Source organism: Streptomyces sp. P9-A4, from assembly GCF_036634195.1.
In the GTDB taxonomy this organism is placed as follows: domain Bacteria; phylum Actinomycetota; class Actinomycetes; order Streptomycetales; family Streptomycetaceae; genus Streptomyces.
This window is the reverse complement of record NZ_JAZIFY010000001.1, coordinates 4633808-4647259: the sequence shown is the minus strand read 5'-3', so window position 1 is coordinate 4647259 and position 13452 is coordinate 4633808. Positions and strand designations below refer to the sequence as shown.

Annotated in this window: 13 protein-coding genes and 1 riboswitch; of the genes, 5 read left to right on the top strand and 8 right to left on the bottom strand. The window is 73.1% G+C overall.

Going from position 1 to position 13452, the window contains the following annotated elements:
• The first annotated feature begins 59 nt into the window (after window positions 1–59).
• Entirely contained in the window at window positions 60–1328 is a 1269-nt protein-coding gene (locus tag V4Y03_RS21055; RefSeq protein ID WP_317877113.1) for a D-alanyl-D-alanine carboxypeptidase family protein, read from the top strand.
• Here V4Y03_RS21055 and V4Y03_RS21050 read toward each other — a convergent pair.
• The 3 genes from V4Y03_RS21050 to V4Y03_RS21040 form a co-directional block, all read right to left on the bottom strand.
• Window positions 1252–2160 (bottom strand): YihY/virulence factor BrkB family protein, encoded by a 909-nt coding sequence (locus tag V4Y03_RS21050; protein ID WP_332435902.1) that lies wholly within the window; start codon window positions 2158–2160, stop codon window positions 1252–1254. The two genes, V4Y03_RS21055 and V4Y03_RS21050, sit on opposite strands and share 77 nt — an antisense overlap.
• Window positions 2161–2287: 127 nt before the next feature.
• Entirely contained in the window at window positions 2288–3238 is a 951-nt protein-coding gene (locus V4Y03_RS21045; protein WP_332435901.1) for a decaprenyl-phosphate phosphoribosyltransferase, read from the bottom strand.
• Window positions 3235–3888: a phosphatase PAP2 family protein gene (locus V4Y03_RS21040; RefSeq protein WP_332435900.1), complete on the bottom strand. Its 654-nt coding sequence runs from the start codon at window positions 3886–3888 to the stop codon at window positions 3235–3237. Before V4Y03_RS21040 ends, V4Y03_RS21045 begins: the two co-directional genes overlap by 4 nt.
• A 171-nt stretch (window positions 3889–4059) precedes the next feature.
• Here V4Y03_RS21040 and V4Y03_RS21035 point away from each other — a divergent pair, with 171 nt between their 5' ends.
• Window positions 4060–5445: an FAD-binding oxidoreductase gene (locus tag V4Y03_RS21035; RefSeq protein WP_332435899.1), complete on the top strand. Its 1386-nt coding sequence runs from the start codon at window positions 4060–4062 to the stop codon at window positions 5443–5445.
• Between the two features lie 8 nt (window positions 5446–5453).
• On the top strand, window positions 5454–6209 hold the full coding sequence (locus V4Y03_RS21030) for a decaprenylphospho-beta-D-erythro-pentofuranosid-2-ulose 2-reductase (RefSeq protein ID WP_332435898.1): 756 nt from the start codon (window positions 5454–5456) through the stop codon (window positions 6207–6209).
• A gap of 9 nt (window positions 6210–6218) precedes the next feature.
• On the opposite strand, the gene V4Y03_RS21025 is transcribed toward V4Y03_RS21030, so the two are convergent.
• The 3 genes from V4Y03_RS21025 to glyA form a co-directional block, all read right to left on the bottom strand.
• The gene (locus V4Y03_RS21025; protein WP_317876937.1) at window positions 6219–6809 is read right to left on the bottom strand and encodes a 2'-5' RNA ligase family protein; all 591 of its coding nucleotides are present in this window, start codon (window positions 6807–6809) and stop codon (window positions 6219–6221) included.
• A gap of 101 nt (window positions 6810–6910) precedes the next feature.
• Window positions 6911–7924 (bottom strand): tryptophan--tRNA ligase, encoded by a 1014-nt coding sequence (trpS, locus tag V4Y03_RS21020; protein WP_317876938.1) that lies wholly within the window; start codon window positions 7922–7924, stop codon window positions 6911–6913.
• A gap of 150 nt (window positions 7925–8074) precedes the next feature.
• Window positions 8075–9340: a serine hydroxymethyltransferase gene (gene glyA / locus V4Y03_RS21015; protein WP_317876939.1), complete on the bottom strand. Its 1266-nt coding sequence runs from the start codon at window positions 9338–9340 to the stop codon at window positions 8075–8077.
• 75 nt (window positions 9341–9415) lie between these two features.
• Window positions 9416–9506: riboswitch (ZMP/ZTP riboswitch) on the bottom strand.
• Between the two features lie 125 nt (window positions 9507–9631).
• Between glyA and rocD the strand changes: the two genes are divergently transcribed.
• Window positions 9632–10837 (top strand): ornithine--oxo-acid transaminase, encoded by a 1206-nt coding sequence (gene rocD, locus V4Y03_RS21010; RefSeq protein WP_317876940.1) that lies wholly within the window; start codon window positions 9632–9634, stop codon window positions 10835–10837.
• A gap of 15 nt (window positions 10838–10852) precedes the next feature.
• Here the strand turns inward: rocD and V4Y03_RS21005 are convergent, their stop codons facing one another.
• Together V4Y03_RS21005 and V4Y03_RS21000 are read right to left on the bottom strand one after the other, a co-directional pair.
• Window positions 10853–12037 carry a glutathionylspermidine synthase family protein gene (locus tag V4Y03_RS21005; RefSeq protein WP_332435897.1) on the bottom strand — a complete coding sequence of 395 codons (1185 nt, stop codon included), beginning with the start codon at window positions 12035–12037 and terminating at the stop codon, window positions 10853–10855.
• 14 nt (window positions 12038–12051) lie between these two features.
• The gene (locus V4Y03_RS21000) at window positions 12052–12351 is read right to left on the bottom strand and encodes a hypothetical protein (protein WP_332435896.1); all 300 of its coding nucleotides are present in this window, start codon (window positions 12349–12351) and stop codon (window positions 12052–12054) included.
• A 181-nt stretch (window positions 12352–12532) separates the two neighbouring features.
• On the opposite strand from V4Y03_RS21000, the gene V4Y03_RS20995 reads away from it, so the two are divergent.
• On the top strand, window positions 12533–13399 hold the full coding sequence (locus tag V4Y03_RS20995; protein WP_317876943.1) for a hypothetical protein: 867 nt from the start codon (window positions 12533–12535) through the stop codon (window positions 13397–13399).
• Window positions 13400–13452 lie beyond the last annotated feature (53 nt).

Here is a 13452-nt window from a genome sequence, read left to right as displayed (position 1 = left end):
CCCGGGCGAAGCGCCAGCCGGGGTTCGGATCACTCTTCCGTACCTGTACGTTCTCGACCGTGTCTGCTTCGAAGAAGACCGCTTGGGCGGTCGCCGCTGCTCTGCTCCTGCCTCTCGTCACCGCCGGGCCCGCCCACGCGGACCCCAAGGACGACAAGGAGAAGCAGCAGCCCAAGCCGCCCGCCGCGATGTCCTCGGTCGGCGGTCCCCTGCTCGGCACCCCCGGGACGCAGGTGAAGCTGGGGCCCGGCGCCCCGGTCCTGCCGAAGGAGCTGTCCGGCCGGTCCTGGATCGTCGCCGACGCGGAGAACGGCGAGATCCTCGCCTCGCACAACGCGCACTGGCCGCTCGCCCCGGCGTCCACCCTCAAGATGCTCTTCGCGGACACCCTGCTGCCGAAGTTCCCCCGCACCCAGAACCATCTGGTCGCCCCCGCGGACCTGGCCGGGATGGGCGAGGGCTCCAGCCTGGTCGGCATCAAGGAGAAGCAGACCTACAGCGTCCACGACCTGTGGCTCGGTGTCTTCCTGCGCTCCGGCAATGACGCCGTACACGTCCTGACCAGCATGAACAACGGTCTGCGGCAGACCGTGAAGGACATGAACGACCGCGCCGCCGAGCTCCAGGCGCTCGACACCCACGTGGTCTCACCGGACGGCTACGACGCCCCGGGCCAGGTCTCCTCCGCGTACGACCTGACGCTCATCGCCCGCGACGGCATGCAGAACCCGGACTTCCGCGAGTACGCCGCCACGCCCCGGGCCGCCTTCCCCGGCGAGCAGAAGCCGGGCAAGAAGCGCGAGACCTTCGAGATCCAGAACACCAACCGGCTGCTCACCGGTGACCTCGGGGTGGCCCCGTACCAGGGCATCGCCGGGGTCAAGAACGGCAACACCACCCACGCGGGCGCCACCTTCACCGGGGTCGCCGAGCGCAACGGCAAGGTGCTGCTCGTCACCGTCATGAACCCCTCGTCGAAGGAGCAGCACGCGGTCTACCGCGAGGCCGCCCGGCTGCTCGACTGGGGCTTCGCGGCGACCGGGAAGGTGACGCCGGTCGGCGAGCTGGTGCCGCCGAGGTCCGCCCGTACCCAGACGTCCGCCCCGGACGAGGGTTCCGCGCCCGCCCCCGGCAAGAACGCGCCGGACGGGGCCGTCCGGGCGGCGGCCGTGGAGAAGTCCGGCGGTGTCGGGATCGCCCTGGCCGTGGCGGGCGGCGTGCTCGTCCTGCTCGCCGGCGCGGTCTTCCTGGTCAACCGCCGCTGGCCGCTGGGCGGGGCTCGGGGACGGCGTCGTCGCTCGCCGCGGACTCCCGACGTGAATCCGTAGCCGTCCACGCGGCGCAGAACAGCAGCAGCTTCGCGGTGAAGTTGATCCACAGCAGCAGGGCGACCGGAACGCCGAACGCCCCGTACATCGACTTCGCCGCGACGCCCTTCATATAGCCGCCGAGCAGCAGCTTCAGCAGTTCGAAGCCGACGGCCCCCATCAGCGCCGCCACGACCAGCGCGCGGCGGGGCGGGTGCACGCCCGGCAGCAGCGTCAGCACGTACAGCAGGATCAGGAAGTCGGCGATGACGCCGACCAGGGCGGCCGCGGCCTGGAGGAGCACCCCGCCGGCCCCGTCGCCGGAGACGCCGATCCGGTCGGCGGACCAGCCGACGGCGGTGGAGCCGAGCCAGGACGCGGCGAGCGAGGCGAGGGCGACGCCGCCGAGGCCGATGAGGATGAGCCCGTCCTTGCCCTTGAGCAGGACCGGGTTGCCCTCGATGTCGTCGAGCCCCCACACCGCGCGCAGGCAGTCCCGCATGGAGCCGATCCAGCTGATGCCGGTGAGGAGCAGAATCGCTCCGGCGACGAGTCCGATGGTGCCGGCGTTGGCGACGAGCCCGCCGATGTCGAGCTGGTCGGAGATGCCGGGCACCTGTTCGCCGAGCTTGTCCTCGATCCGCTGGAGCCGGTCGTCGCTGAGCAGCGCGGCACCGATCGCGGCGGCCACGGTGATCAGCGGGAAGAGGGCGAGGAAGGAGACGAAGGTGATCGCGGCGGCGAGCCTGCTCCAGTGGGACTCGTCGAGGGTCTCGTAGGCGCGCCACGCGTGGGTCCGCATGAAGCGGGCGACCCATGGGCCGATGACGGGAAGCCTGGTCAGCCAGTCCATGTCGTACGCCTGCCCCTCGACCGGTCCATCTTCTGGGCCTGTCCCTCGTTCGGTGTACGGGCCCCCGGGTGCGGCGACCGCGTGACGGCCGCGCATCGGCCCCCGTACGAGAATCCCCCGGCGGGGCTCACAGTCCCACGAGCGACATCCCGTACATCGCCGCCCACGCGAGCCCGATGACCGCGAGCGGCCGGTCGCGCAGGACGACGTCCTCGGGGGCGCCCGCGGTACCCCGGTCGGCGAAGACCGCGTACCGCAGGACGCCGAGGATGAAGGCGACCATGGAGAGCTGACGCCACGGCAGGAACGCCTCCGCCGGGCTCGCCTCCAGGGCCCACAGGCAGTAGCCGAGGACGGCGGCACCGGCCGCGAGCTGCCAGACGAACCGCAGGTAGCCGGTGGTGTACCGGGTGAGCAGCGCGCGGGTGGCGCCCTCGGCGCCCTCCATCCGCACGGCCTCGGAGTACCGTTTCGCCGCGACCATGAAGAGCGCGCCGAACCCGGTCGTGATGAGGAACCAGCGGGACAGCGGGATGCCGAGCGCCACCCCGCCGATCATCGCGCGCATCAGGAAGCCGGTGGCGACGACCGCGAGGTCGACGACGAGGACGTGCTTGAGCCGCACGCAGTACGCGACCTGCATCACGAGGTACGCGGCGAGCAGCGCGGCCGTCATGGCCCCGCAGAGCAGTGCGGCGGCGACGGCCGCCCCCAGGCCGAGCAGCACCCCGGTGACGGCGGCGAGGCCCGCCGGGACCTGCCCGGCCGCCACCGGGCGGTGGCGTTTGACGGGGTGGGCGCGGTCGGCCTCGGCGTCGCGCGCGTCGTTGAGGAGGTAGACGGCGGACGCGGCGGCCGTGAACAGGGCGAAGACCAGGGCGAGTCGGGCGCCGGTCTGCCAGGAGTCGAGCCGCCCGGCGGCGACGGGCGCGGCGAGCACGAGGACGTTCTTGACCCACTGGCGGGGCCGGGCGGTCCTGAGCAGCCCGAGGGCGGGACCGAGCGGGGTGCGGGCCGGCCCGTCGTCCGGTACGGCGGTGGGCGCGGCGAGTACGGCGGCCCCGGCGCGCTCGGTCACGGCCGGACCTCCCCACGCGCGCGCGTGGCGGGGACGAGCAGTCGGCGGCCGGCGGCGGCGGTGGCCGCGCCGAGCAGGGCGCCTGCGGCGACGTCGGTCGGGTAGTGGACGCCGACGACGAGCCGGGAGACGCACATGGCGGTCGCGAGTGGGGCGGCGATCCGGCCGGCGGGCGGGCGGAGCACGCCGAAGGCGACGGCGGCAGCGGCGGCGGAGGTCGCGTGGGAGCTGGGGAAGGAGTGGCGGCCCGCCGTGCGTACGAGGGGCCGGTACGTCTCCGGGTCGGGCCGCGGCCTGCGCACCAGGCGTTTGACGCCCATGCTCGCGAGGTGCGCGGCGCCGATGAGGGCGGTGCCGCGCAGCCAGCCGGCGCGGCGGGGCGGGTCGAGGGCGGCGGCGGTCAGCCCGGCCGCCAGCCAGAGGGCGCCGTGCTCGCCACCGGACGAGAGCCCCCGGGCGAGCGCGGCGACAGGGGGGCGGCGCCCGCAGCCCCGCAGAGCACGCAGGACGCGCCGCTCGGCGAGGGCCCAGGGGGGCGCGGGGGCGGCCGAGCGGGCGGCGTCGGGCCCCGGCCCGGCGTCGGGCCGCCCTGTCCGCCCCTCACCCGTGTCGTCGGGCCGCCCCGTCACGGTCGGTCGTGCGTCGCGCATCCGTGTTCGTCCTCTGTCGGGCCTCGTCGTCCGGCTCGGTCAGGGCGACTGTGACGCGGGGCGCGGCCGAGGGCACGGGCACTCTTTCCTGACACTCCTTTAATCACCCATTTCGACGAACCGCCATGCAATACCGGCATAAGCGACAGAGGCGGCTATACGGTCACCCTCATGGCTGTCGACACCCGCGTCCTGGACGAGGACTGCGAAGCGATCACCGGCTGGGGACGCACTGCCCCGACCCTCGCGCGCGTGCACCGGCCCCGCGGCCACGCCGAGGTCGTCGCTGCCGTGGACGCCCTCCGCGCCGACCCGGCCCGCGGCACGATCGCCCGCGGCCTGGGCCGCGCCTACGGCGACGCCGCCCAGAACGCCGGCGGCACCGTCCTCGACATGACCGGACTGGACCGCGTCCTGGCCGTCGACACCACCGCCGGCCTGGTCGTCTGCGAGGCGGGCGTCAGCCTGCACCGGCTGATGACGGCGCTGCTGCCGCGCGGCTGGTTCGTGCCCGTCACCCCCGGCACCCGCTACGTCACCGTCGGCGGGGCGATCGGCGCCGACATCCACGGCAAGAACCACCACCTCTCCGGTTCCTTCGGCCGGCACGTCACCTCGCTCGAACTCCTCACCGCCGACGGGGAGATCCGGACCGTGCTGCCGGGCACCCCGCTCTTCGACGCCACCACCGGTGGCATGGGCCTGACCGGGGTGATCCTCTCCGCCACCCTGCGACTGCTGCCCGTCGAGACCTCGTACGTGTCCGTGGACACCGAGCGCGCCCGCGACCTCGACGACCTGATGGCCCGGCTGACGGCCACCGACCACCGGTACCGCTACTCCGTCGCCTGGATCGACCTGCTCGCCCGGGGCTCCGCCACCGGCCGCGCGGTCCTCACGCGCGGCGACCACACCCCGTACGACGCGCTGCCCCGCCGCCACCGGGCCCGCCGCGCCCCGCTCGCCTTCCGGCCGGGACGGCTGCCCGCCCCTCCCCCGTACGTCCCCGGCGGGCTCCTCGGCCGCGGCAGCGTCGGGCTCTTCAACGAGTTCTGGTACCGCAGGGCCCCCCGCCGGAGCACCGGCGCCGTCCAGTCGCTGTCCGCCTTCTTCCACCCGCTCGACGGCATCCCGCACTGGAACCGGATCTACGGCCGCGAGGGCTTCGTCCAGTACCAGTTCGTCGTCCCGTACGGGCGGGAGGAGGCCCTGCGGAGGGTGGTGCGGCGGATCGCGGACCGCGGCTGCCCCTCGTTCCTCGCCGTCCTCAAGCGCTTCGGCGCGGGCGACCCCGGCTGGCTCTCCTTCCCGCTCCCCGGCTGGACCCTCGCGCTCGACCTGCCCACCGGGCTCCCCGGGCTCGGCACCTTCCTCGACGCGCTCGACGAGGAGGTGGTGGGCGCGGGCGGCCGGGTCTACCTCGCCAAGGACTCCCGGGTGCGGCCGGAGACGCTGGCCGCGATGTACCCGCGGCTCGACGCGTTCCGGGCGCTCCGCGCCGACCTCGACCCCCGGTCCGTCTTCACCTCCGACCTCGCCCGCCGTCTCGACCTCTAGGAGTTCCCGTGAAGGACGCCTTCGGTGCCCCGCAGTCCCTGCTCGTCCTCGGCGGCACCTCGGAGATCGGGCTCGCCACCGCCCGCCGGCTGATCGCCCGCCGTACCCGTACCGTCTGGCTCGCCGGGCGCCCCTCCCCCGCGCTGACCGCCGCCGCGGACTCGCTGCGGGTACTGGGCGCGGAGGTGCGCACGGTCCCGTTCGACGCGCTCGACACCGAGGCGCACGAGGAGCGGCTCGGGAAGATCTTCACCGAGGGCGACATCGACATGGTGCTGCTCGCCTTCGGGGTCCTCGGCGACCAGGCGCGGGACGAGTCCGACCCGGTGGCCGCCGCCCGGGTCGCCCAGACCAACTACACGGGCGCCGTCTCGGCGGGTCTGGTGTGCGCGGGCGCGCTCCAGGCGCAGGGGCACGGTTCGCTGGTGGTGCTGTCCTCGGTGGCGGGCGAGCGGGCCCGCCGCGCCAACTTCATCTACGGCTCCTCGAAGGCGGGCCTCGACGCCTTCGCCCAGGGCCTCGGGGACGCGCTGCACGGGACCGGGGTGCACGTCATGGTCGTACGGCCCGGGTTCGTGCGTTCGAAGATGACGGCCGGGCTCGCCGAGGCGCCGCTCGCGACGACCCCGGAGGCGGTCGCGACCGCGATCGAGCTGGGGCTGCGGCGGCGCTCCGAGACGGTGTGGGTGCCGGGGGCGCTGCGGATGGTGATGGCGGCGGTACGACTCGTACCGAGGCCGCTGTTCCGGCGCCTGCCGGTGTGACCTACGGCTCTACGCCGTGGGGCTCGGTGTGTCGACCGGGCTGCCGCCCTGCGCCGGGACCGCCGAGATGGGCCGGCCGCTGCCGAACTCGTAGTCGTACAGCTTCCGCCAGACCCCGTCCGGGCCCTGCTCGTACAGCGCGAAGGAACGGCACGTCCAGGCCGCCTCGTAACCGGCGAGTTCCTCGTACGCCCGGTCCATCCCCTCCTCGGAGATGCCGTGCGCCACGGTGACGTGCGGGTGGTACGGGAACTGGAGCTCGCGCACCAGCGGCCCGGCCTCGTCCCGGATGCGGTCCTGGAGCCGGGTGCAGAGGGGCACGCCCTCCTGCACCTTCACATAGACGACCGGCGAGAGCGGCCGGAAGGTCCCGGTGCCCTTGAGGCGCACGGGGAACGGCTGGTGGTCGGCGGCGACACCCGCGAGGTGCGCCTCGATCTCCGGCAGCCGCTCCTCCGCGACCTCGGTCGGCGGGACCAGCGTGACGTGCGTGGGGATGCCGTAGGCGGCCGGGTCCCCGAAGCCGGCGCGCCGCTCCTGGAGCAGGCTGCCGTAGGGCTCCGGGACCGCGATCGAAACGCCGAGCGTTACGGTCCCCACGTCGTTCTCCTCCGTTGTCGGTCGACTTGTGCCGAGTGGTGCAGCCGCCAGTGTGCGGCCTGCACCACCCTTTGGGCCAGGGCCCTTGGTCTCGTGCCCGCTCAGTGCTTGGCGGGCAGGAGACCGATCCGGTCGTACGTCTGCGCCAGCGTCTCGGCGGCGACCGCGCGGGCCTTCTCCGCTCCCTTGGCCAGAACCGAGTCCAGCGTCTCCGGGTCGTCCAGGTATTCCTGGGTGCGGGTCCGGAACGGCGTGACGAAGTCCACCATGACCTCGGCGAGATCCGTCTTCAGCGCGCCGTACATCTTGCCCTCGTAGCTCTTCACCAGGTCGTCGACGGACGTGCCGGTGAGCGTGGACATGATGCCGAGGAGGTTGGAGACGCCCGCCTTGTTCTCCGGGTCGAACCGGATCACCGTGTCGGTGTCGGTGACCGCGCTCTTGACCTTCTTCGCGGTGACCTTCGGGTCGTCCAGGAGGTTGATGAGGCCCTTCGGCGTGGACGCCGACTTGCTCATCTTGATCGCCGGGTCCTGGAGGTCGTAGATCTTCCCCGTCTCCTTGAGGATGTACGGCGAGGGGATCGTGAACGTGTCGCCGAAGCGGCCGTTGAAGCGCTCCGCGAGGTCGCGGGTCAGCTCGATGTGCTGGCGCTGGTCCTCGCCGACCGGGACCTCGTCGGCCTGGTAGAGCAGGATGTCCGCGACCTGGAGCACCGGGTAGGTGAAGAGGCCGACGGTGGCGCGGTCGGCGCCCTGCCTGGCGGACTTGTCCTTGAACTGGGTCATGCGGGAGGCCTCGCCGAAGCCGGTGAGGCAGTTCATGACCCAGCCGAGCTGGGCGTGCTCGGGGACGTGGCTCTGGACGAAGAGGGTGCAGCGCTCCGGGTCGAGACCGGCGGCGAGCAGCTGGGCGACGGCGAGCCGGGTGTTGGCGCGCAGCTCCGCGGGGTCCTGCGGGATCGTGATCGCGTGCAGGTCGACGACCATGTAGAAGGCGTCGTGGGTCTCCTGGAGGGCCACCCACTGGCGGACGGCGCCGAGGTAGTTGCCGAGGTGGAACGAGCCTGCGGTGGGCTGGATTCCGGAGAGCACGCGGGGAACGTCAGAGGCCATGCACATCATTCTCTCAGGTGCGGGAACCGATCCCCGACTGCCCGTCCCCCACGCGTCGCGGGGACGGTCCGCAGTGAGACCGGGAACACATGGGTGCGTCCTGCGGGCCCCGCGCTCCCGGTCCACAGGAGCGCGGGGCCCGGCCCTCCGCTAGACCGGGAGGCCCGGGGCCGGGAAGTCGGCCATCAGGCCGGTGACCTCGGCGCGGACCGTGGCGAGGGCCTGCTCGTCGCCGGTGCCGGCGGCCGTCACGGCGCGGTCGATCCAGTCGGCGACCGCTGCCATGTGCTCCGTGCCGAGACCGCGGGAGGTGAGGGACGGGGTTCCGATGCGGATGCCGGAGGGGTCGAAGGGCTTCCGGGTGTCGTACGGGACGGTGTTGTAGTTGACGACGATGCCCGCCCGGTCGAGGGCCTTCGCGGCGATCTTGCCGGGGACCTGCCGGGACGTGAGGTCCATCAGGATCAGATGGTTGTCGGTGCCGCCGGAGACCAGGTCGAAGCCGCGCGCGAGGAGCGCCTCGGCGAGCGCCCCGGCGTTGGCGACGACGGCGTGGGCGTAGTCGCGGAAGGAGGGCTGGGAGGCCTCGTGGAGGGCGACGGCGATGGCGGCGGTGGTCTGGTTGTGCGGGCCGCCCTGGAGGCCGGGGAAGACGGCCTTGTCGAGGGCCTTGGCGTACTCCGCGCGGGACATCAGCATGGCGCCGCGCGGGCCGCGCAGCGTCTTGTGGGTGGTCGTGGAGATCACGTCCACGTGGCCGACCGGGGACGGGTGGGCGCCGCCCGCGATCAGCCCGGCGATGTGGGCGATGTCGGCGACGAGCACGGCACCGGCCTCGCGGGCGATCTCGCCGAAGGCGGCGAAGTCGATCGTGCGGGGCAGCGCGGTGCCACCGCAGAAGATCACCTTCGGGCGTTCCTTGAGGGCGAGGTCGCGGACCTCGTCGAAGTCGATGAGACCGGTGTCCTGGCGGACCCCGTACTGGACGCCCCGGAACCACTTGCCGGTGGCGGAGACGCCCCAGCCGTGGGTGAGGTGGCCGCCCATGGGCAGGGCCATGCCCATGACGGTGTCGCCGGGCTCGGCGAAGGCGAGGTAGACGGCGAGGTTGGCCGGGGAGCCGGAGTACGGCTGGACGTTGGCGTGGTCGACGCCGAAGACGGCCTTGGCGCGTTCGACGGCGAGGGTCTCGACCTGGTCGATGATCTGCTGGCCCTCGTAGTAGCGGCGGCCGGGGTAGCCCTCGCTGTACTTGTTCTGGAGGACGGTGCCGGAGGCTTCGAGGACGGCGGCGGAGACGTAGTTCTCGCTGGGGATGAGGCGCAGCGTCTCGGCCTGGAGCCGTTCCTCGGCGCCGACGAGGGCGGCCAGTTCGGGGTCGGCTGCGGTGAGTGCGGGGTGCTGTGGGGCGTTCACGACGGTGTCCTCCGGGCGTCGGTGGGTCCCGGGGCGCACGGCGTGAGAGGCGCGGCGCCACGCGGGACGTCGGTCCCGTGACGCCCAGGCGGGCGGCGTCTCGTGTGGTCTGCCGCGCACGGCTCCCCCGGGGTCGCTTCCCCGTACGCCAGTCGCCGTGCGTGTTTTCAGAGTAGCTGGCGCGCCGCGCGCGCGAGGTTTCCCGGCCCGGGTCGCGAGCGACGATAGAAAGCAGGGGCCACACCCCTTCGGCGGGTCCATCCCGCGAGCCGCAGGACGAACGGAGATCCCGTGTCGAGCACCCAAGACGCGATCGCTTCGGCGGAGGCGCACAGCGCTCACAACTACCACCCCCTGCCGGTCGTCGTCGCTTCGGCGGACGGCGCCTGGATGACCGATGTCGAGGGGCGCCGCTATCTCGACATGCTGGCCGGCTACTCGGCGCTCAACTTCGGGCACGGCAACCGGCGTCTCATCGACGCGGCGAAGGCCCAGCTGGAACGGGTGACGCTGACCTCGCGCGCCTTCCACCACGACCGCTTCGCCGACTTCTGCACACAGCTCGCGGAGCTGTGCGGCAAGGAGGCGGTGCTGCCGATGAACACCGGAGCGGAGGCGGTCGAGACGGCCGTGAAGACCGCCCGGAAGTGGGGGTACGAGGTGAAGGGCGTGCCGGACGGGCACGCGAAGATCGTGGTCGCGGCGAACAACTTCCACGGCCGGACGACGACGATCGTCAGCTTCTCCACGGACCACGAGGCACGGGACCACTTCGGTCCGTACACGCCGGGGTTCGAGATCGTGCCGTACGGGGACCTGACGGCCCTGGAGGCGGCGGTCACCGAGAACACGGTGGCGGTGCTGCTCGAACCGATCCAGGGCGAGGCGGGGGTCCTGGTGCCGCCGGCGGGCTATCTGGCGGGGGTGCGGGAGCTGACGCGCCGGCGGAACGTGCTGTTCATGGCGGACGAGATCCAGTCGGGTCTGGGCCGGACGGGGCGGACGTTCGCGTGCGAGCACGAGGGGGTGGTGCCGGACGTGTACATCCTGGGGAAGGCGCTGGGCGGCGGGGTGGTGCCGGTGTCGGCGGTGGTCGCCGACCGTGACGTGCTCGGGGTGTTCCGGCCGGGTGAGCACGGGTCGACGTTCGGCGGGAACCCGCTGGCCTGCGCGGTGGCCCTGGAGGTGATCGCGATGCTGCGGACGGGCGAGTTCCAGGAGCGGGCGGCGGAGCTGGGCGAACACCTCCACGCGGAGCTGGGCCTCCTGGTGGGCGGCGGCGCGGTGGAGGCGGTGCGCGGACGCGGGCTGTGGGCCGGGGTCGACATCGCCCCGTCGCACGGCACGGGCCGGCAGATCTCGGAGAAGCTGATGGAGCGGGGGGTACTGGTGAAGGACACCCACGGCTCGACGATCCGGCTGGCACCACCCCTGGTGATCGGCAAGGAGGACCTGGACTGGGGGCTCGAACAGCTGAGGGGGGTGCTCTCGGACTGACCGTCGGGTCGGCGGCTAAAGGATCACGTGCGGGAGGAAGCGGGCGTACTCGTCCGTGACCAGGCCCGACGACTCCCGGATGCCCAGCCCCGCCGCCTCGTCCTCGACGACCCACGCGCCGAGTACCACCCGGTTGCCGTCGAAGTCCGGCAGCGGGGCCAGCTCCTGGTAGCAGCAGGGCTCCCCGTCCCGTACGAACGGTTCCGTGCCCGCCTCGTGCAGGGTGACGCCCGCGCCCTCGCGGCCGAGCAGCGGCTTGGCGACCCAGCCGACGGTGGTGGCGAGTTCGCGCGGCCCGTCGAGGTAGGCGGGCAGCAGGTTGGGGTGCCCCGGGTACAGCTCCCACAGGATCGCGAGCAGCGCCTTGTTGGAGAGCAGCATCTTCCAGGCGGGCTCGATCCAGCAGGTCGTACCGGTGCCGCCGCCGTTGTCGAGGGTGTCCAGGACGTGCCCGCCGAAGCGGTCGGTGGTCAGCCACTCCCACGGGTAGAGCTTGAAGCAGCTGCGGATGAAGCGGAGCCGGTCGTCCACGAAGCGGCGCGAGAGCCGGTCCCAGCCGATCCGTTCGACGGAGAGCGCCTCGGTGTCGAGCCCGGCCTGCTGGGCGGTCTCGCGCAGATACGCGACCGTCATCAGGTCCTCGCCCAGCTCGTCGCCGTCCGAGTGCGCGAAGTGCAGGGGGCCGGGGGGCAGCAGCGGAGCCTGGCGCCTCCAGGCGTCGACGAGCCGTTCGTGGAGGGAGTTCCACTGGTCGGCGCCGGGGAATCGTTCCTCCATCCAGAACCACTGCGGGCTGGCGGCCTCCACCAGCGAGGTGGGGGTGTCGGCGTTGTACTCCAGCATCTTCGCCGGGCCCGTACCGTCGTAGCGCAGGTCGAACCGCCCGTACAGGGAGGGGAGTTCGGCGCGCCGCCGCCAGGACTCCGCAACCAGGGAGACCAGCTTCGGGTCGGTGATCCCCAGCTCCGCGAACCGGTCGCGCTCGACGATGTGCGCGGCGGCGGCCAGGCACATCGCGTGCAGCTCCTCGACGACCTCCTCCAGCGCCTCGACCTCGGGCAGCGTGAAGGAGTAGTACGCGCTCTCGTCCCAGTACGGGCGGAGCGAACCGTCCGGGTGGCGGGTCAGCGGGTAGACGAGCCCCTGCTCCTCCACGGTCTCCTGCCAGCCGGGGCGGGGTTCGATGGTGTGCCGTTCCATGGGCCTGGCCCCTCTCAGCCGCCGCCGGAACCGGAGCAGCCGAAGCCGCCGGTGTCCACGGCGGTCTTGTCGAAGCTGCCGCCGCTGACCCGCTTGTCGCGGACGGAACCGCCGTAGTAGTACGAGCCGTGGGTGCTGCTGCCGTTGTCGTCGTCACCGCCGCCGCCACCGCTCTCGCAGCGGTAGCTGGGCAGTTCCTCCCGGGTCAGCGGGTCCACGCACCGCTTGTCCGGCTCGGAGCCGCACGCGGTGATCGTCGCCGCGAGCACACCCATCCCGCCGAGCACCACCGTGCTCGACCTCAGCCTCCGCATTCCGTCCGCCTCCCCTTCGCGCGACCGCCGGGGCCGCGTCCGTCGCGCCGCGCGGTCACGCTTGTCGCGTTCACGCCTGTCGCGACCGCACAGTGTAGGCCGGTGCATTCCGGCCGCCACCCGGCCGGGACCCGGTCAGGACTCCGTCGGCAGGACCTAGAGTCGTTTCGTGCTTCTCGGGATGATTTGTGCGCTCGCCTCGTCGGTCTGCTTCGGTGCGGCCTCCGTTCTGCAGGCGATGGCGGCCCGCGCCGCGCCGCCGGGGACCGGCAGCGGTGTCGACGTCACCCTGATGTGGCGGGCACTGCGGCAGTGGCGGTACCTCGCCGGCCTCGGCATGGACGGTCTGGGCTTCGTCCTGCAGATCGTCGCCCTGCGCACGCTCCCCATCTACGTGGTGGGCGCGGCCCTCGCCGCGAGCCTGGCGGTCACGGCGGTCATCGCCTCCCGGGTGCTGCGGGTACGGCTCAGCCGGGTGGAGTGGGTGGCGGTGGCCGTGGTCTGCGCGGGGCTCGCGCTGCTCGCGCTCGCCTCGGGCCGGGAGGGCCACCGGGACGGCTCGGACGCGCTGCGCTGGGCGCTCCTCGCGACGGCCTTCGGGGTGCTGCTGCTCGGCGTGGTCGGCGGCCGGCTGCCGCAGCGGTCCCGGGCCCTCGTCCTCGGCCTGGGGGCCGGGTTCGGCTTCGGGGTGGTGGAGGTCGCGGTCCGGCTGATCGACGGCATCGACCTCACGGACCCCGTCTGGTACGCGCTCCTGGTGGGCGGCGGCTCCGCGTTCCTGCTGCTGACCTCGGCGCTCCAGCGCGGCGCGGTGACCACGGCCACGGCGGGCGCGGTGCTGGGCGAGACGATCGGCCCCGCGATCGTGGGCGTGGCCTGGCTCGGGGACACCACGCGCGAGGGCTACGGCTGGATGGCGGTCCTGGGCTTCGCGGTGGCGGTGGCGGGCTCCCTGACCCTGGCCCGCTTCGGCGAACCCCCGGAGCCGGTGCCGGACGGGGACCCGGCGGTGACGCGCGTGGCGTCGGGGTCGGAGCACGAGGGGTAGGGGGACGGGGCCGCGACACCCCCTGTCGTCGGGGACGGGCGAGCCCGGCATGA